15 protein-coding genes and 4 tRNA genes are annotated in these 18,621 nt (G+C 71.6%); 12 read left to right on the forward strand and 7 right to left on the reverse strand.

The features are described 5' to 3' along the window. Positions 1–28: 28 nt before the first annotated feature. The 3 genes from ACZ514_RS12670 (at position 29) to purM (ending at position 3,630) form a co-directional block, all read left to right on the forward strand. Positions 29–523 (forward strand): META domain-containing protein, encoded by a 495-nt coding sequence (locus ACZ514_RS12670; RefSeq protein ID WP_469124671.1) that lies wholly within the window; start codon positions 29–31, stop codon positions 521–523. Between the two features lie 409 nt (positions 524–932). Beyond that, a complete protein-coding gene (gene purF / locus ACZ514_RS12675) occupies positions 933–2,450 on the forward strand; it encodes an amidophosphoribosyltransferase (protein WP_362582099.1) in 1,518 nt (505 codons plus the stop codon). Positions 2,451–2,559: 109 nt separating this feature from the next. After that, entirely contained in the window at positions 2,560–3,630 is a 1,071-nt protein-coding gene (gene purM, locus ACZ514_RS12680) for a phosphoribosylformylglycinamidine cyclo-ligase (protein ID WP_468164298.1), read from the forward strand. Between the two features lie 117 nt (positions 3,631–3,747). On the opposite strand, the gene ACZ514_RS12685 is transcribed toward purM, so the two are convergent. Both ACZ514_RS12685 and ACZ514_RS12690 read right to left on the reverse strand, forming a co-directional pair. Continuing rightward, entirely contained in the window at positions 3,748–4,008 is a 261-nt protein-coding gene (locus tag ACZ514_RS12685; RefSeq protein ID WP_125602468.1) for a DUF3073 domain-containing protein, read from the reverse strand. A 277-nt stretch (positions 4,009–4,285) separates the two neighbouring features. After that, entirely contained in the window at positions 4,286–5,395 is a 1,110-nt protein-coding gene (locus ACZ514_RS12690) for a Leu/Phe/Val dehydrogenase (RefSeq protein ID WP_468164300.1), read from the reverse strand. A 184-nt stretch (positions 5,396–5,579) separates the two neighbouring features. Between ACZ514_RS12690 and ACZ514_RS12695 the strand changes: the two genes are divergently transcribed. Beyond that, on the forward strand, positions 5,580–6,419 hold the full coding sequence (locus tag ACZ514_RS12695) for a DUF8083 family protein (RefSeq protein WP_469124672.1): 840 nt from the start codon (positions 5,580–5,582) through the stop codon (positions 6,417–6,419). A 620-nt stretch (positions 6,420–7,039) separates the two neighbouring features. Beyond that, a complete protein-coding gene (gene bldC, locus ACZ514_RS12700; RefSeq protein WP_003949541.1) occupies positions 7,040–7,246 on the forward strand; it encodes a developmental transcriptional regulator BldC in 207 nt (68 codons plus the stop codon). 634 nt (positions 7,247–7,880) lie between these two features. Here the strand turns inward: bldC and ACZ514_RS12705 are convergent. Both ACZ514_RS12705 and hrpA read right to left on the reverse strand, forming a co-directional pair. Further along, a tRNA-Asp gene (locus tag ACZ514_RS12705) sits at positions 7,881–7,954 on the reverse strand. 71 nt (positions 7,955–8,025) lie between these two features. Continuing rightward, complete coding sequence (gene hrpA, locus ACZ514_RS12710; protein WP_469124673.1) at positions 8,026–11,949, reverse strand: ATP-dependent RNA helicase HrpA; 3,924 nt, start codon at positions 11,947–11,949, stop codon at positions 8,026–8,028. 111 nt (positions 11,950–12,060) lie between these two features. On the opposite strand from hrpA, the gene ACZ514_RS12715 reads away from it, so the two are divergent. Genes ACZ514_RS12715 through ACZ514_RS12725 form a run of 3 tightly spaced genes read left to right on the forward strand, consistent with a single transcriptional unit; the run spans position 12,061 to position 14,130 of the window. Beyond that, complete coding sequence (locus ACZ514_RS12715; RefSeq protein ID WP_469124674.1) at positions 12,061–12,537, forward strand: hypothetical protein; 477 nt, start codon at positions 12,061–12,063, stop codon at positions 12,535–12,537. Between the two features lie 52 nt (positions 12,538–12,589). Beyond that, entirely contained in the window at positions 12,590–13,297 is a 708-nt protein-coding gene (locus tag ACZ514_RS12720) for a DsbA family protein (protein WP_469124675.1), read from the forward strand. Continuing rightward, on the forward strand, positions 13,294–14,130 hold the full coding sequence (locus tag ACZ514_RS12725) for a cytochrome c biogenesis CcdA family protein (protein ID WP_469124676.1): 837 nt from the start codon (positions 13,294–13,296) through the stop codon (positions 14,128–14,130). Before ACZ514_RS12720 ends, ACZ514_RS12725 begins: the two co-directional genes overlap by 4 nt. 42 nt (positions 14,131–14,172) lie before the next feature. Here ACZ514_RS12725 and ACZ514_RS12730 read toward each other — a convergent pair. The 3 genes from ACZ514_RS12730 to ACZ514_RS12740 all read right to left on the reverse strand — a co-directional run bounded on the left by ACZ514_RS12730 (position 14,173) and on the right by ACZ514_RS12740 (position 14,453). Continuing rightward, a tRNA-Phe gene (locus ACZ514_RS12730) sits at positions 14,173–14,246 on the reverse strand. A 22-nt stretch (positions 14,247–14,268) separates the two neighbouring features. After that, positions 14,269–14,342 (reverse strand) — tRNA-Asp (locus ACZ514_RS12735). Positions 14,343–14,380: 38 nt separating this feature from the next. Further along, positions 14,381–14,453, reverse strand: a tRNA-Glu gene (locus ACZ514_RS12740). A 125-nt stretch (positions 14,454–14,578) separates the two neighbouring features. Here ACZ514_RS12740 and ACZ514_RS12745 point away from each other — a divergent pair. The 4 genes from ACZ514_RS12745 to ACZ514_RS12760 all read left to right on the forward strand — a co-directional run. After that, entirely contained in the window at positions 14,579–14,929 is a 351-nt protein-coding gene (locus ACZ514_RS12745) for a metallopeptidase family protein (RefSeq protein WP_469124677.1), read from the forward strand. Then, entirely contained in the window at positions 14,926–15,402 is a 477-nt protein-coding gene (locus tag ACZ514_RS12750; RefSeq protein ID WP_468164312.1) for a FluC/FEX family fluoride channel, read from the forward strand. The genes ACZ514_RS12745 and ACZ514_RS12750 overlap by 4 nt, the downstream gene beginning before the upstream one ends. Next, positions 15,399–15,773 (forward strand): fluoride efflux transporter CrcB, encoded by a 375-nt coding sequence (gene crcB, locus ACZ514_RS12755; protein WP_469124678.1) that lies wholly within the window; start codon positions 15,399–15,401, stop codon positions 15,771–15,773. Before ACZ514_RS12750 ends, crcB begins: the two co-directional genes overlap by 4 nt. A gap of 1,050 nt (positions 15,774–16,823) precedes the next feature. Then, the coding region (locus ACZ514_RS12760; RefSeq protein ID WP_469124679.1) for a DEAD/DEAH box helicase at positions 16,824–18,621 on the forward strand (1,798 nt) is incomplete at its 3' end.

The raw sequence follows: 18,621 nt of genomic DNA on the forward strand, positions 1-18,621 counted from the left end.
GGCCCGGGACCGGGTCCGTCCCAGGGGCATGCGTACCTTCAGGCACCTCACGAACGCCGCCCTGGCCGTCGTACTGGCCCTGGCCGTACCGGCTCTGGCCGCGTGCGGGCCGGACGGGCGCGGCCGGGGCGACGCCGCGCCGACCGGGCCGGCGTCGACGGCGCCGCCGCTCCCGGACGCCCCGCTCACCGCGACCGTCTGGGTCGTGGGCTCCGTCGCGGGGACCGAGGCCCCCGAGGGCAGGGCGGCCCGGTTCACCCTCACCCCCGAGGGGCGGGCGAGCGGCACCCTCGGCTGCAACCGCTTCAGCGCCCCGGCGGCCGTCGACGGCACCACCCTGACCCTGGGCCCGCTGACCACGACCCGGATGGCCTGCGAGGGCCCGGCGGGCGAGCTGGAACGGGCCCTGACCGCCCTCTTCGGCAGCGGTCCCCTGAGCTGGCGGATCGAGGGCCGGAACCTCAGTCTCAAGGCCGCGGACGGCGGCTCCCTGACCGCGGAGGCGGCCTCGGCGGCGGAGTGATCCGGCCACCCGGACGGCGCCCCGGAAGGGCCGGCGCTCGTACGAACACACAAGGGTTCGGCGTCGCCTTCCGGCCGCGCCGAACCGGGGCGGTCCCGGCCGGACGCGCCGCACGGGGGACCACCGGCCGGGAGAGCGAAATCACGAAGGGGCGGAATGAGTTGTGACCGGAAGCGCCGACGGCCGAAGGCGTCCGCGCCTCGACCCGTCGCAGCGCCCGCAATGCCGCGAGGGGTGACCGTACGGTCACTCTCGGCCCGGAAATCCGCCCCGGCCGCACGCCCTATTCGTAGGTACGCACAACCCGATCGGAACACCAGCCGGGGCCGTCCCGTCACCCTGTGTGCTGTGACATTTCCCGGCCGTCCCCAATTCGGACCAGTGGTCGATCTCGCCTACACTCGGTGGCGTGCCTCGTGGTGATGGACGACTCAACCACGACCTGCTCCCCGGTGAGAAGGGCCCCCAGGACGCTTGCGGCGTCTTCGGTGTCTGGGCTCCGGGTGAAGAGGTCGCCAAGCTCACCTACTTCGGACTGTATGCACTACAGCACCGCGGACAAGAGTCCGCGGGAATCGCTGTGAGCAACGGTTCCCAGATCCTCGTCTTCAAGGACATGGGCCTCGTTTCCCAGGTCTTCGACGAAACCTCTCTCGGCTCGCTCCAGGGTCATATCGCGGTCGGTCACGCCCGCTACTCGACCACCGGTGCCTCCGTCTGGGAGAACGCTCAGCCCACCTTCAGGGCGACCGCCCACGGCTCGATCGCCCTGGGTCACAACGGCAACCTGGTGAACACCGCCGAACTCGCCGAGATGGTCGCCGACCTCCCCCGTCAGGACGGCCGCGCCACCCAGGTGGCCGCCACGAACGACACCGACCTGGTCACCGCCCTGCTCGCCGGCCAGACCGACGACGAGGGCAGGCCCCTGACCATCGAGGAGTCGGCCGCCAAGGTCCTCCCCCAGGTCAAGGGCGCCTTCTCCCTGGTCTTCATGGACGAGGGGACCCTCTACACCGCCCGTGACCCGCAGGGCATCCGCCCGCTGGTCCTCGGCCGCCTGGAGCGCGGCTGGGTGGTCGCGAGCGAGACCGCCGCCCTCGACATCTGCGGAGCCAGCTTCGTCCGCGAGGTCGAGCCGGGCGAACTCATCGCGATCGACGAGAACGGCCTGCGCACCTCGCGCTTCGCGGAAGCGAAGCCCAAGGGCTGTGTCTTCGAGTACGTCTACCTGGCGCGCCCGGACACCGACATCGCCGGCCGGAACGTCTACCTCTCCCGCGTCGAGATGGGCCGGCGCCTCGCCAAGGAGGCCCCGGTCGAGGCCGACCTGGTGATAGCGACGCCGGAATCCGGCACGCCCGCCGCCGTCGGATACGCCGAAGCCAGCGGGATCCCCTACGGCTCCGGCCTGGTCAAGAACGCCTACGTCGGCCGGACCTTCATCCAGCCCTCGCAGACGATCCGCCAGCTCGGCATCCGCCTCAAGCTCAACCCCCTCAAGGAAGTCATCCGGGGCAAGCGCCTCGTCGTCGTGGACGACTCGATCGTCCGCGGCAACACCCAGCGCGCCCTGGTGAAGATGCTCCGCGAGGCCGGCGCGGCCGAGGTCCACATCCGGATCTCCTCCCCACCGGTGAAGTGGCCGTGCTTCTTCGGCATCGACTTCGCCACCCGCGCGGAGCTGATCGCCAACGGCATGACGGTCGACGAGATCGCCACGTCGCTGGGCGCGGACTCGCTCTCGTACATCTCGCTGGACGCGATGATCGAGGCGACCACCATCCAGAAGCCCAACCTCTGCCGTGCCTGCTTCGACGGCGAGTACCCCATGGAGCTGCCCGACCCGCAGCTGCTGGGCAAGCAGCTGCTGGAGACCGAGCTCGCGGGCGGTACCGACGCCGCCGACGCGCTCCGCCGCCCGTAGGACCGCTGAGGCACCACCTGCGCCGGGTCCGGTCCTCCCGGTCCCGGAAGGCGCACGTTCCCAGGGCCCCGCACCAACCGCAGTAACGACACGAAAGCTCTCTCCTGTCATGACAGAGAAGACCACCGGTGCCAGCTACGCAGCCGCAGGCGTGGACATCGAAGCGGGCGACCGCGCCGTCGAGCTGATGAAGGAGTGGGTGAAGAAGACGCAGCGCCCCGAGGTCCTCGGCGGCCTCGGCGGGTTCGCCGGCCTCTTCGACGCCTCCGCCCTCAAGCGTTACGAGCGCCCCCTGCTGGCCTCGGCCACCGACGGGGTCGGCACCAAGGTGGACATCGCCCGGCAGATGGGCGTGTACGACACCATCGGCCACGACCTGGTCGCCATGGTCATGGACGACATCGTCGTCTGCGGCGCCGAGCCGCTCTTCATGACGGACTACATCTGCGTCGGCAAGGTGCACCCCGAGCGTGTCGCCGCCATCGTCAAGGGCATCGCCGAGGGCTGCGTCCTCGCCGGCTGCGCCCTCGTCGGCGGCGAGACGGCCGAGCACCCGGGGCTGCTCGGCCCGGACGACTTCGACGTGGCGGGCGCGGGCACCGGTGTCGTCGAGCACGACGCCCTGCTCGGCGCGGATCGCATCCGTACGGGGGACGCCGTCATCGCGATGGCTTCGTCCGGCCTTCACTCGAACGGGTACTCGCTGGTCCGGCACGTCCTCTTCGACCGGGCCGGGATGTCCCTGGACCAGCACGTCGACGAGCTCGGCCGCACCCTCGGCGAGGAGCTGCTGGAGCCGACCAAGATCTACTCGCTGGACTGCCTGGCCCTCACCCGTACGGCCGAGGTGCACGCCTACTCGCACATCACGGGCGGCGGCCTCGCGGCCAACCTCGCCCGGGTCATCCCCGACCACCTGCACGCCACGGTCGACCGCGGCACCTGGACCCCGGGTGCCGTCTTCGACCTGGTCGGCAAGGCCGGCAGCGTCGAGCGGCTGGAGCTGGAGAAGACCCTGAACATGGGCGTCGGCATGATGGCCGTGGTCCCGCAGGAGTCGGTGGACGTGGCCCTGACCGCCCTCGCCGACCGCGGCGTCGAGGCCTGGGTCGCCGGCGAGATCCTCGACCGGGGCGACCACGCCGAGGGCGCGGCCCTGACCGGCAGCTACGCGGTCTGAGCAGCACTGAAACCCGGTCCGGGGCAATGCCCTGGACCGGGTTTCGGCACGTATGGAACGAGTTCAGCGGCTGACCCAGCCCGCTGGTACGCACGCGGTGTGCAGAGGATCGTTGCGTCAAGCCCCGCGACGGTGCGCCGAAGGACCGGACTGTTCGTCCTCGTCCTCGTCGTCATCGTTGTACAGATCCGCGTACTTGGCGTACGGGTCGTCGTCGTCCAGATCGTCATCGACTTCGACCGGCGCGCTGATAGGCAGCGGCTCTGTCTGCGATGCGCCCAGCTCATTGGCCAGACGCGAGAGGTCAGTCCCGCCGCTGTTGTACTTCAGCTGGCGGGCGACCTTTGTCTGCTTGGCCTTGGCCCGGCCGCGCCCCATGGCTCGACCCCCTCGGTGACGGGGCTCGACGGCCCCAGAGTCTGACACGCGTTCATGGTTCGGAGCGGGCTCTCCGTGGAGAGACCGTCCGTAGGGGTTTAACGGTACCTGCTTCCGCGGCCATACGGTACGCCGCCCGCATGACGCGCCTCTCCACAGAACCAGCGGGACACCCCGTACTCGCTGGTCAGCTGCGATTTTAACCCTTTCCTGGCCGCCGACCCGCCGAAGCGCAGTGAGTTCCGTCTCGCCGCGCCCCGGCGGGTCCCCGAAGGGGCTACGCCTTGCGGGCTGCGGCGCGCAGGGCCAGGGCCTCGGCCATGCGCTGCTCGGCGATCCGGTCGGCGGCGGCCGCCGGCGGGATCCCATCGGCCTTCGCACGTGCGAATATGGCCAGGGTGGTGTCGAAGATCTTGGAGGCCTTCGCCTTGCACCGGTCGAAGTCGAAGCCGTGCAGCTCGTCGGCGACCTGGATGACACCGCCCGCGTTGACCACGTAGTCCGGGGCGTAGAGGATCCCGCGGTCCGCGAGGTCCTTCTCCACGCCCGGGTGGGCGAGCTGGTTGTTCGCCGCGCCGCACACGACCGTGGCGGTCAGGACGGGGACGGAGTGGTCGTTCAGGGCGCCGCCGAGCGCGCAGGGGGCGTAGATGTCCAGGCCCTCCGTGCGGATCAGGGCCTCGGTGTCGGCCACGGCGCTGACCCTGCCGCCGGGGTGCTTGGCGAGGATCTCGAGGACCGACTCCTCGCGGACGTCCGTGATCACGACCTCGGCGCCGTCCTCCAGCAGGTGCTCCACCAGGTGGCGGCCGACCTTGCCGACGCCGGCGACGCCGACCTTGCGGCCGCGCAGGGTCGGGTCGCCCCACAGGTGCTGGGCGCTGGCGCGCATGCCCTGGAAGACGCCGTAGGCGGTGAGCACCGAGGAGTCGCCGGCGCCGCCGTTCTCGGGGGAGCGGCCGGTGGCCCAGCGGGTCTCGCGCGCGACGACGTCCATGTCCGCGACGTAGGTGCCGACGTCGCAGGCGGTGACGTAGCGGCCGCCGAGCGACTCCACGAACCGGCCGTAGGCCAGCAGGAGTTCCTCCGTCTTGAGGACGGCCGGGTCGCCGATGATCACGGCCTTGCCGCCGCCGAGGTCGAGGCCGGCGAGGGCGTTCTTGTACGACATGCCGCGCGAGAGGTTCAGCGCGTCGCGGACGGCTTCCTCGTCCGAGGCGTACGCGTGGAAGCGCGTGCCGCCGAGGGCGGGGCCCAGGGCGGTGGAGTGGATGGCGATGACGGCCTTGAGGCCCGTGGCACGGTCCTGGCACAGCACGACTTGCTCGTGGCCGCCCTGCTCCGAACGGAACAGGGTGTGCAGGACGCCGTCGGTCATTTCGGTCACGGTGGTGACTCCCATGGAAGAGATGCGGCGGAAAGTCGCCCGCCCTGCGGGTGGGGGAGGGCGCACTGGGAGCAGAGTAAGACCTGCGGCGTGCGGCGGTACCCCCTGTCCGGGGATCGGAACACTCCCGGGTTACCGCCGCCCCGGAGGTGAGCCGGACCGCCGGAAGGGGCAGGACGGGTGCGTGAGCGAATCCCCACGGCCCGGGCCGGCCGTCCCGTACGCCTCCTACCTGCGCGTGTACGAGCCCCTGACGGCGTTCGCCGAGCCCGAGCGCACGCACTGGGCGGCGTACGCCCGGCGCGCGGACGCGCCGACGGCCCAGGACGAACTGCGGCGCTCGCTCGCGGATCTGGTACGGGTCCCCGTGGTGGGGGTCCCGGTGCACGAGAGCGGGGACGCCTTCACGGCGGAGCTGGACGGGGTGCTGCTGGTCTGCCCCTGGCGGACCCGGTTGCGCGGCTGGCTGGCGCTCCGGGAGCTGGTCGCCGACTTCCCGCGCCCGGTGCTGGACGCGGCGCTGCCGCCGGCGCAGCGGCGCCGGGCGGCGGAGGCGTACGAGGCCTGGCGCGAGCGGAACCCGGACGCGCGCCCGTGGATCCGTACCGGGGTGTGGCAGGTGCCCCTGCGCTGGTTCGTGCTGGTGGCGGACGAGGAGCGGGAGTACCTGCCGGGCGAGCGGCTGCGCTACCGGACGCCGATGGTGCAGGCCCGCAGGCGCCTGGCGCGGACGCTGCGGATCCTGCGGGCGGCGGAGGGCCGGGGGTACGGGCCGCTGGCGGACGGGCTGGTGGAGGTCGGGGGCTGGCTGGAGGAGTTCCATCCGCGCTCGATGGTCGAACTGGACTACGGGGGGCTGCTGCACGCGCTGCCGGCTGACGGCCTGGCCGGGGACCGGTCGGCCCGTGATCTGGCGGAGGGGATCGCGGCCCTGCGGGCGGGGGACCACGAGGGTGCCGCACAGGTGTACGGGGAGCTGTCGCTGCGGTGGCGGGCGGTCCGGGAGAGGCTCTTCGCGAACTAGGTGGGCCCGGGGCCTTTCGGAACCGGGGGACGGTGGGGATCATGTACGAATCCCGTTCGGCACCCGTTCGGACCCGTTCGGACCCCCCTCGTATCGCCCGTACCGGTTGTCATCGGCCGATCGGCCGCAATGCGCAGATCAGGGGTTCGATCACCGCATTAAGGTCTTAGTCCCAGGACCTACGTCCCGATACGGGCCATTGGCTCAAGCGTGACGGAACGCACTATCCACACCCTTGCGCCCTTCCCCTACCCTCGTGCCAAAATAGGACAAGGAGTCCGGGGAGGGTTCCTTCCGCCCAACTTTGGGCGGAATGCTCGGTATTGCACTCTATGGGGGGGTCTGACGGCTCCTGATCGCTCTGTGACTGATCGTCACAGTGGGGTGACTGTCCGTTATGGGACGGTCCATCGGCTTCCGCCGCTGATGAACACCTCGGAGGGCAATTCCATCGGTTTGGCCGTCGAGGCTGGACGGATGGTGTAGTTGTAGTGCCGAGGACAAGCCGTTCGTCCTATAACCGACTCGGCCTGCGTATGTCCATTTCGGGCAACGCGGGCCAAGGTGCAGAATTTAGAGGAAAGAACCGAGATGGTTCGGTTCTCCCGAGGAGGCCGCTCATGACCGCTCGCACCCCTGATGCCGAGCCGCTGCTGACCCCGGCTGAGGTTGCCACGATGTTCCGCGTGGACCCGAAGACGGTCACCCGCTGGGCCAAGGCTGGCAAGCTCACGTCCATCCGCACCCTGGGTGGACACCGCCGTTACCGCGAGGCTGAGGTCCGCGCACTGCTCGCGGGAATTCCGCAGCAGCGCAGCGAGGCCTGAGGTCCCGCAGCACCACCGCATTAACGGGTACGTGTCGGATCCCCCAATCCGATGAAACCCAATGGCTTCATCGGCCGGGCCTGCCCCAACAGGCTCCATGCCGTTTGACCGCGCTGGACTCCGCCGGGTCCAGCGCGGTCTTTTTTGTGCTCCGGACCGGTGCGGGGTCCCGTCGCCCGGCGGTGCCGGCCGGTGGGTGCCATTGCACATATTAAATTGAGTGCGCGTAGGGGTCCGATAAACGTGCGGGTCTCGAAAACTCATGTGGTGACTCCCGTCACAGCTGATAACTCTTGTACATCCGGCAATGCACCTCGTAAAGGGAAGGTCCGGTACAGAGCCCTCACACGTACGGGGGATTTTTCCCGCTCGGGCGCATGGGGCGCCGGTCCCCCTGGGGGGCCGCTGGAAGGGCCAGGACCGCCCTCCGGGGTCCCGGACCGTGCGTGGGGGTGCCAGAGCCCTCAGGGGGGCGCTCAGGGGTGCGGCGGGTTTCGGATGATCACGCGACGGGGAGCCGCCGACGGCGCCGCCGGCGGAACGGGCGGCGGAGCGGGTGCCGTACGCGGCGGACCGCACCCGGACACGCGTCAGGGCCCGCACCCCCGAGGGGGTACGGGCCCTGACGTTTCTGCGATCCTGACGGGACTTGAACCCGCGACCTCCACCTTGACAGGGTGGCGAGCTAACCAACTGCTCCACAGGACCTTGATTCGCGGCCGACTGGCGTGGCTGCGAAACAGACTGTACAGCAGCTCAGGGGGTCCGGTCGAACCGGATCACGGCGCCGCCGCGTCCACCGCCTTCACGATCCGCTTGTCGGAGATCGGGTACGCCGTCCCGAGCGCGTGCGCGAAGTAACTGACCCGCAGCTCCTCGATCATCCAGCGGATCTCCGTGACCGCCTCCGGGACCGGCCGGCCCTTCGGCAACTGCTCCAGCAGCCACAGGTACTCGTCCCGCATCTCGTGGACCTTCTCCATGCGCGTGGTGTCGCGCTGGACGCCCGTCGGCATCTGCTGGAGCCGCCGGTCGGCCGCCACCAGGTAGCGCATCAGGTCCGGCAGCCGCTTCAGCCCGGTCAGCGTGACGAAACCGGCCGGCATCAAGGCCGCCAACTGCGCCTTCACGTCCGCGACGTTCGCCATCAGGGCCAGGCTGCCGGTGGCCTTCAGCCGCCGCTCGCAGGCCTGCCAGGCGGCCAGCACCTGCTGCACCTGGGCCACGGTCCGCACCGTCGTGTCCACCAGGTCGGCCCGGACCGCGTCGTGGAGCCGGCGGAAGCCCGCCTCGTCCCAGGCGGGGCCGCCGTGGTCGGCGATGAGCTTGTCGGCCGCCGCCGTCGCGCAGTCGTCGAACAGCGCCTGGATGGAGCCGTGCGGATTGCGCGACAGCGCCAGCTTCTGCTGGTTGGTCAGCTTGTCCGAGGCGAACTTCGCCGGGTTCACCGGGATGTTCAGCAGGATCAGCCGCCGGGTGCCGAGCCACATCGCCTGCTGCTGCTCCGCCTCCGTGTCGAAGAGCCGTACCGAGACGCTCGTCCCCTCGTCCACCAGCGCCGGGTACGCCTTCACCGGCTGGCCGGCCCGGCGGGTCTCGAAGACCCGCACCAGGGTGCCGATCGTCCAGTCGGTCAGCCCGGTGCGCTCCAGCGACTCCCCGCCCGCCCGCTCGGCGGTGGCGGCCGCGGCCTTGGAGAGGGCCTGGCGTGCCTTCGGCTTCAGCTTCAGCCGCAGGGCCTCGAGGTCCTTGTCCTCGGCCAGGTTGCGGCGCCGCTCGTCGACGATCCGGAAAGTGATCTTCAGGTGGTCGGGGATCCGGCCGAGGTCGAAGTCCTCCGGCGACACCGGCACCCCCACCATGCGGTGCAGCTCGCGCGCCAGCGTCACCGGCAGCGGCTCCTGCATCGGATGCGCCGTCCGCAGGAAACGCGTCGCGAAGTTCGGCGCCGGTACGTAGTGCCGGCGGACCGGCTTCGGCAGCGAGCGGATCAGCTCCGTGACGACCTCCTCCCGCAGGCCCGGGATCTGCCAGTCGAAGCCCTCGTCGGTGACCTGGTTCAGCACCTGGAGCGGAATGTGCACGGTCACGCCGTCCGCGTCCGCGCCCGGCTCGAACTGGTACGTCACCCGGAACTTCAGCTGCCCCTGCCGCCAGGTGTCGGGATAGTCGGCCTTGGTGACCCCGGCCGCCTTCTCCGTCAGCAGCATCTCCCGCTCGAAGTCGAGGAGTTCGGGCTCCTCGCGCTTCTTGTGCTTCCACCAGGAGTCGAAGTGCGCCCCCGACACCACGTGCTCCGGGATGCGCTGGTCGTAGAAGTCGAACAGGGTCTCGTCGTCCACGACGATGTCCCGGCGCCGCGCCCGGTTCTCCAGCTCCTCGACCTCGGTCAGCAGCTTGCGGTTGTCCGCGTAGAACTTGTGGTGCGTGCGCCAGTCGCCCTCGACCAGCGCGTTGCGGATGAACAGCTCCCGCGACACCTCCGGGTCGATCCGGCCGTAGTTGATCTTCCGCTGCGCCACGATCGGCACGCCGTACAGCGTGACCTTCTCGTACGCCATCACGGCCGCCTGGTCCTTCTCCCAGTGCGGCTCGCTGTACGTGCGCTTGATCAGGTGCTGCGCCAGCGGCTCCACCCACTCGGGCTCCACCTTGGCGTTCACCCGCGCCCACAGCCGCGAGGTCTCCACCAGCTCCGCCGACATCAGGAACTTCGGCTGCTTCTTGAACAGCGCCGACCCCGGGAAGATCGCGAACTTGGCGGACCGGGCCCCCAGGTACTCGTTCTTGTCGGTGTCCTTGAGCCCGATGTGCGAGAGCAGACCGGCCAGCAGCGAGATGTGGATGCTCGTCTCGGGGGCGTCGGCCTCGTTGACGTGGATCCCCATGGTCTTGGCGACCGTGCGCAGCTGCGCGTAGATGTCCTGCCACTCCCGGATCCGCAGGAAGTTCAGGTACTCCTGCTTGCACATCCGGCGGAAGGCGGAGGAACCGCGTTCCTTCTGCTGCTCGCGGACGTAGCGCCACATGTTCAGGTAGGAGAGGAAGTCGCTCGTCTCGTCCTTGAACCGGGCGTGGTTCTGGTCCGCCTGCGTCTGCTTGTCCGAGGGCCGCTCGCGCGGGTCCTGGATGGACAGGGCCGCCGCGATGACCATGACCTCGCGCACGCAGTTGTTCTTGTCCGCCTCCACGACCATGCGGGCCAGACGCGGGTCCACGGGCAGCTGGGAGAGCTGGCGGCCCAGCGGGGTGAGCCGCTTCTTCACGTCCTTCTGCGCCGGGTCCAGCGCGCCGAGCTCCTGGAGCAGCTGCACGCCGTCGCGGATGTTGCGGTGGTCCGGCGGGTCGATGAAGGGGAACTTCTCGATCTCCCCGAGCCCGGCCGCCGTCATCTGCAGGATGACGGACGCCAGGTTCGTCCGCAGGATCTCGGCGTCCGTGAACTCCGGACGGGCGTTGAAGTCGTCCTCGGAGTACAGCCGGATGCAGATGCCGTCGCTGGTACGGCCGCAGCGGCCCTTGCGCTGGTTGGCGCTGGCCTGGCTGATCCGCTCGATCGGCAGCCGCTGGACCTTCGTGCGGTGGCTGTAGCGGGAGATGCGGGCCGTGCCCGGGTCGATCACGTACTTGATGCCCGGGACGGTCAGCGAGGTCTCGGCGACGTTCGTGGCCAGCACGATCCGCCGGCCGGTGTGCGGCTGGAAGACCCGGTGCTGCTCGGCGTGCGAGAGCCGGGCGTACAGCGGCAGCACCTCGGTGAAGCGCAGCTGCTTCTTGACCAGCGCGTCGGCGGTGTCGCGGATCTCCCGCTCACCGGAGAGGAAGACCAGGATGTCGCCCGGCCCCTCGCCCTGGAGCTCGTCCACCGCGTCGCAGATCGCCGTGATCTGGTCCCGGTCGCTCTCCTCGCTGTCCTCCTCCAGCAGCGGGCGGTACCGCACCTCCACGGGGTAGGTACGGCCGCTGACCTCGACGATCGGCGCGTCCCCGAAGTGCCGGGAGAACCGCTCCGGGTCGATGGTCGCCGAGGTGATGACCACCTTGAGGTCGGGACGCTTGGGCAGCAGGGTGGCCAGGTAGCCCAGCAGGAAGTCGATGTTCAGGGACCGCTCGTGCGCCTCGTCGATGATGATCGTGTCGTAGGCGCGCAGCTCCCTGTCCGTCTGGATCTCCGCGAGCAGGATGCCGTCCGTCATCAGCTTCACGAAGGTCGCGTCCGGGTCCACCTGGTCGGTGAAGCGGACCTTCCAGCCGACCGTCCGGCCGATCTCCGACTTCAGCTCCTCCGCGATGCGCTCCGCGACCGTACGGGCCGCGATCCGCCGGGGCTGGGTGTGCCCGATCATGCCCCGGACGCCGCGCCCCAGCTCCATGCAGATCTTGGGGATCTGGGTGGTCTTGCCGGAGCCGGTCTCGCCCGCGACGATCACGACCTGGTGGTCGCGTATCGCCTCGGCGATCTCGTCCTTCTTCTGGCTGACGGGCAGGTTCTCGGGATAGGTGACCTCCGGCATGCGCGAGGCGCGGCCGGCCAGTCGCGCGGCGGCCTTCTCGGCCTCCGCGGCGATCTCGTCGAGCACGGCCTGCCTGGCCTCGGGCTTGCGGATACGGCGGGCGCCCTCGAGGCGGCGGCCGAGGCGGTGCGCGTCCCGGAGGGAGATCTCTCCGAGAAGCGTCTGCAGGGCGGCGAAGGAAGTAGACATACCTGATCGAGGATCTCACCTGGGCCGGGCGGGTGGCGAACGCATTTGTGCCCCTCCCCGTACCATTTCGGGACGAGTCCCCCAGCCGTGCGAGTGAGAGGCAGCCCACCGTTGCCCCGCCGTCCTCCCCGCGCTGCGGCCGCCGCCCTGTTCGCGCTGGTCCTGGGCCTCCTCGCGGTCGCCCTCACGGGCCCCGCGCGGACCGCCGGCCCGGCCGCGCCGCCGTCCGCGGCCGACGCCGAGGCCGCGGTGCGGCAGGAGACGGGCGCGGCGGTCGCGGTGGCGCACCCGGCCGGCGCCGCGGCCGGACCGGTGCGGGAGACGGCGGCGCACCCGGCCGGACCGGTGCCGGAGACGGCGGCCGAGCGGCTCCCGGGCCGGGGGCCCGCCTGCGGCCCCGGCTCCCCCGGCCACGACCCCGCCCCCGCCGTTCCGCCCCGCGCGGGGCAGGACCACGCCCCGATGCCCCCGGCGCGCCCCGCGCCCGAGGGGGAGCGGCCGGACCGGGGGGAGTGCGTACGGGTCCCCGTACGCGGGCCCGGCCGGCCCGCGCCCTCGCCGGTGGAGCTGTCCGTGATGCGGGTCTAGGAGGAGCCGCGCCACCGGTCCCCTTCCGCACCCGCAGCTCTGGAGCACCCCTATGTCCCGCTCGTCCCGCAAGCCCCTGCTGATCTCCGCCGGGGTCGCGCTCGCCACCGTCACCCTCGGGCTGGTCTCCTGGCAGGCCACCGCCCCCGAGGAGCGGCCCCGCGACACCGCCGCCTCCGCGCCCCGCACCGACCCGGCCGCCGAGCTCAGGGCCCTGGCCCGCCGCGACGCCGGCGACAAGCTCGCGATGGGCCGCGCCGACGCCCCCGTCGTCCTGATCGAGTACTCCGACTTCAAGTGCGGCTACTGCGGCAAGTTCGCCCGCGACACCGAGCCCGAACTGGTGAAGAAGTACGTCGAGGACGGCACCCTGCGCATCGAGTGGCGCAACTTCCCGATCTTCGGCGCCGAGTCCGAGGCCGCCGCCAAGGCCGCCTGGGCCGCCGGCCGGCAGGACCGCTTCAAGGCCTTCCACGCCGCCGCGTACGCCGAGGACGCCAAGGCCAAGGGCTTCGGCGAGGAGCGCCTGACCGAGCTGGCCCGCGAGGCCGGAGTCCCCGACCTGGAGCGCTTCAAGCGGGACATGGCGGGCGAGGAGGCCGCCGCCGCCCTGCGCAGGGACCAGGAGGAGGGCTACCGCATCGGCGTCCGCTCCACCCCCTCCTTCCTGGTCAACGGCCGGCCCCTGGCCGGCGCCCAGCCCCTGGACGTCTTCGCGGCCGCCATCACCGAGGCCGAGCGGGCAGCGGCCGCGCGGTGACCGGCATCGGATACCTGGCCGCCCTGCTGGGCGGCCTCCTCGCCCTGCTCAGCCCCTGCAGCGCCCTGCTGCTGCCCGCCTTCTTCGCGTACTCGATCGACTCCCGCTCACGGCTCCTGGCCCGCACCGGGATCTTCTACGCGGGCCTCGCGAGCACCCTCGTACCGATGGGCGCGGCGGGCTCCTACGCGGGCCGCTTCTTCCACGGCAACCGCGACCTGCTCGTCCTCGCGGGCGGCTGGCTGATCGTCGCGCTGGGCCTCGCCCAGATCCTGGGCCTGGGCTTCGCCCCGCGGCGGATCTCGGAGCTGTCCGGCCGGATCCGCCCCACCACCGCCCTGTCGGTGTACGCCCTCGGCGCGGTCTACGGGCTGGCCGGCTTCTGTGCGGGCCCGATCCTCGGCAGCGTCCTGACCGTGGCCGCTGTCAGCGGCAGCCCGGTCTACGGCGGTCTCCTGCTGGCCGTGTACGCGCTGGGCATGGCCGTACCGCTGTTCGTGCTGGCCCTGCTGTGGGAGCGCTTCGACCTGGGCCGGCGGCGCTGGCTGCGCGGCCGGGCGGTCCGGCTGGGCCGCCTCGAACTGCACACGACCTCGCTGCTGTCCGGGCTGTTCTTCATCACCCTGGGCACGCTGTTCCTGGCCTACGACGGGACGAGCGCCCTGCCCGGGCTGCTGGACGTGGACGACTCGTACGCCGTCGAGCGCCGGGTGGGCGCCCTCGCGGACGCCGTACCGGACTGGGCGCTGCTCGCCCTGGTCGGCGCGGGGGCGCTCGCCCTCGGGCTGGTCCGGTGGCGGCGGGCGGCCCGCGCGGAGGAACGGGAGGGGTAGGAACGCGGAAGGCCCCGTCCGGGGGACGGGGCCTTCCTTCTGTGGCTGGGGCCGGGGTCGAACCGGCGACCTATCGCTTTTCAGGCGATCGCTCGTACCAACTGAGCTACCCAGCCACGAGACTGTTTCCAGCCTCAGCGATCCTGACGGGACTTGAACCCGCGACCTCCACCTTGACAGGGTGGCGAGCTAACCAACTGCTCCACAGGACCTGGTTTGTGCAAGAGCAAGTCTCGCACATGGTGTTGCGTACCCCCAACGGGATTCGAACCCGTGCTACCGCCTTGAAAGGGCGGCGTCCTGGGCCACTAGACGATGAGGGCTAAAGGCCCGCCGGGCACTTTTCAGCGCGTCGGGGACGTGAGAAGCATATGGGATCGGAGGAGGTATCGCCAAAACGGTTTCCCCCGGGGGCGGCGCAGGCCCTCGCCGGAGCGACAATGGCCGGGTGCTGGAGATGACGCGCGAGGAGTTCGAGGAGCTCGTCGCAGAGGCCCTGGACCGCATTCCGCCGGAGCTGACGCGGCTGATGGACAACGTCGCGGTGTTCGTCGAGGACGAGCCCCCGGCCGACGACCCCGAGCTGCTCGGCCTGTACGAGGGGACACCGCTCACCGAGCGCGGCGAGTGGTACGCCGGAGTGCTCCCCGACCGCATCACCCTCTACCGGAACCCCACGTTGCGGATGTGCGAGGACCGGGAGAGCGTGGTCGCCGAGACGGAGGTGACGGTCGTGCACGAGATCGCCCACCACTTCGGGATCGACGACGAGCGGCTGCACGCCCTGGGTTACGGGTGACCCGGCCCGTCCCCGGCGCGGAGGCGATCGACCCCGACGTCGACCTCCACGTGCCCGCCCAGCGCGCCGAACCGCAGGGCCGGGTGCTCGCGGCCGTCGCGGCGGGCGGCGCCGTGGGCGCCTCGGCGCGGTACGGGGTGGCCCTGCTGTGGCCGGCCGGGCCCGGGGCCTTCCCGTGGGCGACCTTCTGGACCAACGCCACGGGATGCGCGCTGATCGGCGTACTCATGGTGCTGATCGGCGAGGGCGGGCGGAGCGCGCGGCATCCGCTGCTGCGGCCGTTCGCCGGGGTGGGCGTGCTCGGCGGGTTCACGACCTTCTCCGCCTACGCCGCGGACTTCTCCGGGCTGCTGGACGAGGGCGAGGCCGGGACCGCGCTGGCGTACGCCGGGCTGACGGTGGCGGCGGCCCTGGGGGCGGTGTGGGCGGCGGCGTCGGTGACGCGGCTGGTGCTCGCGCGGCGGCGCCGGTGAACTGGCTGCTGGTGGTGGCGGGCGCGGTCGTCGGGGCGCCGCTGCGGTACCTGACCGACCGGGCGGTGCAGGCGCGGCACGATTCCGTCTTCCCGTGGGGGACCCTCGTCGTCAACGCCGCCGCGTGTCTGCTGCTCGGGGTGGTGGCCGGGGCGGCGCTGGCCGGGGCGGGCTCCCCGCGGGTGCGGCTGCTGCTCGGTACGGGGCTGTGCGGGGCGCTGAGCACCTATTCGACCTTCTCGTACGAGACCCTGCGGCTGGCCGAGCGCGGCCGGCGGTTCCTCGCCGCCGCGAACGTCGCCGCGTCGGTGCTGGTGGGGCTGGGCGCGGTGACGCTCGGCTCCCGGGTGGCGCGACAGCTGTTCGCGTAAGGGGCGTGTCTCTTACGGGGTAAAGGGAGTTGGGCTCATTGACCCGCTCATCGCGGACCCCGCCGCAGTGCTCCGGAGGTGCCCCCGTGCGCCCTTTGACCGCTTCCCTGTCCGCGTCCCTCAGACTCGCCGTCTCCGCCCTCGCGGTGGCGGCGACGGCCGGCTGCATGAGCGTCGGCGAGGACGCCGCCAAGCCCGGGCCCGCGGCTTCGGTCGGCGGCAAGGACACGGGCGGACCGGCCGGGGCGGCCGGCGGCGGCCACGGTTCCGGGGTCCACGGCAACGGACACGGCGTGAAGGACGGTACGGGGAACCAGGCGGCCAGGCCGGGCGAGCCCGGGAAGGCCGCCGGCGCGGCCGGGGCCTCGCCCAGCCCGGGGGCTCCCGCGAAGCCCGGGCAGCCCGCGCCGACGGCCGGGCCGGGCGGCGGCGCGGGCGGTCAGGGCGGCCAGGTGCCGTCCGGGGGCGGGACGAGCGGCGGCGGCTCGGGGTCCGCGGCGGGCGGCTCCGGGTCGGGTTCGGGGGCCGGCGGCGCGGGGTCGGCCGCCGGGGGCTCGGGATCCGGTTCGGGGGCGGGAGGCTCGGGGTCCGGTTCCGGATCCGGGTCCGGGTCCGGCTCCGGCGGCTCCGGGTCGGGTGGGTCCGGCGGGTCCGGAGGAGCCAGTGGCGGAACCGGTCCGACCGCGGAGCCCTCGCCGACTGTGACGGAACCCACACCCACGCCGCCGTCCGATCCGGGCCCCGGGTCGAGCGTCGCGTAGGGGCGCTCTGCCCCGTTCCGCGGGGTTCTGTGTGGCCCTCCCGGGGTCCGCGTAGCGCGCACCGGAAGCATCGTCGCAGGTCAGGGGCGATGTCCCGGGGGCGACTTGCCAGACCCCCGGGAGGGTGCGTATGGTTATAGATCGTTTGATCCCATTGCCCGGCGCCGAATCCGAAGAGCGCCGTGTGGCGCGTACTCTCCCTAGCCGTGGCTGACCGCATTGAGGCGGTCGATTTGCGATTCACGGAGTTTGGGCGCGTGCCGAGACTCCGGAAGGTTTCGCATTTCGCATGTCCATTTCCAGTTCTGACCGTTCCGTCATGCCCGAGAACGACTCCACCGAGATCGTCGACGCCGAGACCCTCGCGGTCACCGAGGCCATGGACGCCATCGAGCGCGACGAGATCATCGAGGCCCTCGAGGCCGACGTGGCGGACGTCGCCGACGTGACCGCCGAGGCGGACGCGGCCGACGCCGACGACGCCGAGCCCACCACCACCTTCGCGGACCTCGGTCTGCCCGAGGGCGTCGTGCGCAAGCTCGCCCAGAACGGCGTCACCTCTCCGTTCCCGATCCAGGCCGCGACCATCCCGGACGCCCTGGCCGGCAAGGACATCCTCGGCCGTGGCCGCACCGGCTCCGGCAAGACCCTCTCCTTCGGTCTGCCGACCCTGGCCCGCCTCGCCGGCGGCCACACCGAGAAGAAGAAGCCCCGCGCGATCATCCTCACGCCGACGCGTGAGCTCGCGATGCAGGTCGCGGACGCCCTCCAGCCCTACGGCGACGTCCTCGGCCTGAAGATGAAGGTCGTCTGCGGCGGTACCTCCATGGGCAACCAGATCTACGCCCTAGAGCGCGGTGTCGACGTCCTCGTCGCCACCCCGGGCCGCCTGCGCGACATCATCAACCGCGGCGCCTGCTCCCTGGAGAACGTCGAGGTCGCCGTCCTCGACGAGGCCGACCAGATGGCCGACCTGGGCTTCCTGCCCGAGGTCACCGAGCTGCTCGACCAGATCCCCGGCGGCGGCCAGCGCATGCTCTTCTCCGCCACCATGGAGAACGAGATCGGCACCCTGGTCAAGCGCTACCTGACCAACCCCGTCACGCACGAGGTCGACAGTGCCCAGGGCAACGTCACGACCATGACGCACCACGTCCTCGTCGTGAAGCCGAAGGACAAGGCGCCGGTCACGGCCGCCATCGCCGCCCGCAAGGGCCGCACCATCATCTTCGTCCGCACCCAGCTGGGCGCCGACCGCATCGCCGAGCAGCTCATCGAGGCCGGCGTGAAGGCCGACGCGCTGCACGGCGGCATGACGCAGGGCGCCCGTACCCGCGTCCTCGCCGACTTCAAGGACGGCTACGTCAACGCGCTCGTCGCCACCGACGTCGCCGCCCGCGGCATCCACGTCGACGGCATCGACCTGGTCCTGAACGTGGACCCGGCCGGTGACCACAAGGACTACCTGCACCGCTCGGGCCGCACCGCCCGTGCCGGCAAGTCCGGTGTCGTCGTCTCCCTGGCCCTGCCGCACCAGCGCCGCCAGATCTTCCGCCTGATGGAGGACGCGGGCGTCGACGCCTCGCGCCACATCGTCCAGGGCGCCGGCGCCTTCGACCCGGAGGTCGCCGAGATCACCGGTGCGCGCTCGCTCACCGAGGTCCAGGCCGACTCCGCGAACAACGCCGCCAAGCAGGCCGAGCGCGAGGTCGCCGACCTGACGAAGCAGCTGGAGCGCGCGACCCGTCGCGCCGCCGAGCTGCGCGAGGAGGCCGACCGCCTCGTCGCCCGCTCCGCCCGCGAGCGCGGTGAGGACCCGGAGGCCGCCGTCGCCGAGGTCGTCGAAGCCGCCGAGGCCGAGGTAGCCGCTGCCGTGGCCGCCGTCGCCGAGCCCGTCGTCCAGGAGCGCACCTTCGAGCGCCGTGACGAGCGGGGCAACTACGAGCGCCGCGACAACCGTGGTGGCGACCGTGGTGGCGACCGCGGTGGTTTCCGTCGCGATGACCGTCCGTCGGGTGGCTTCCGCCGGGACGACCGTCGTGATGACAACCGTGGTGGCGGTGACCGTGGTGGTTTCCGTCGCGATG

This window comes from Streptomyces sp. NPDC034086 (assembly GCF_055575515.1).

Excerpts from the sequence above, each read along its gene's own strand:
- ACZ514_RS12670 (WP_469124671.1), top strand. The coding sequence starts at position 29 with ATGCGTACCTTCAGGCACCTCACGAACGCCGCCCTGGCCGTCGTACTG.
- purM (WP_468164298.1), top strand. The coding sequence starts at position 2,560 with ATGACAGAGAAGACCACCGGTGCCAGCTACGCAGCCGCAGGCGTGGAC.
- ACZ514_RS12720 (WP_469124675.1), top strand. The coding sequence starts at position 12,590 with ATGTCCCGCTCGTCCCGCAAGCCCCTGCTGATCTCCGCCGGGGTCGCG.
- hrpA (WP_469124673.1), bottom strand. The coding sequence starts at position 11,949 with ATGTCTACTTCCTTCGCCGCCCTGCAGACGCTTCTCGGAGAGATCTCC.
- ACZ514_RS12685 (WP_125602468.1), bottom strand. The coding sequence starts at position 4,008 with ATGGGGCGCGGCCGGGCCAAGGCCAAGCAGACAAAGGTCGCCCGCCAG.
- bldC (WP_003949541.1), top strand. The coding sequence starts at position 7,040 with ATGACCGCTCGCACCCCTGATGCCGAGCCGCTGCTGACCCCGGCTGAG.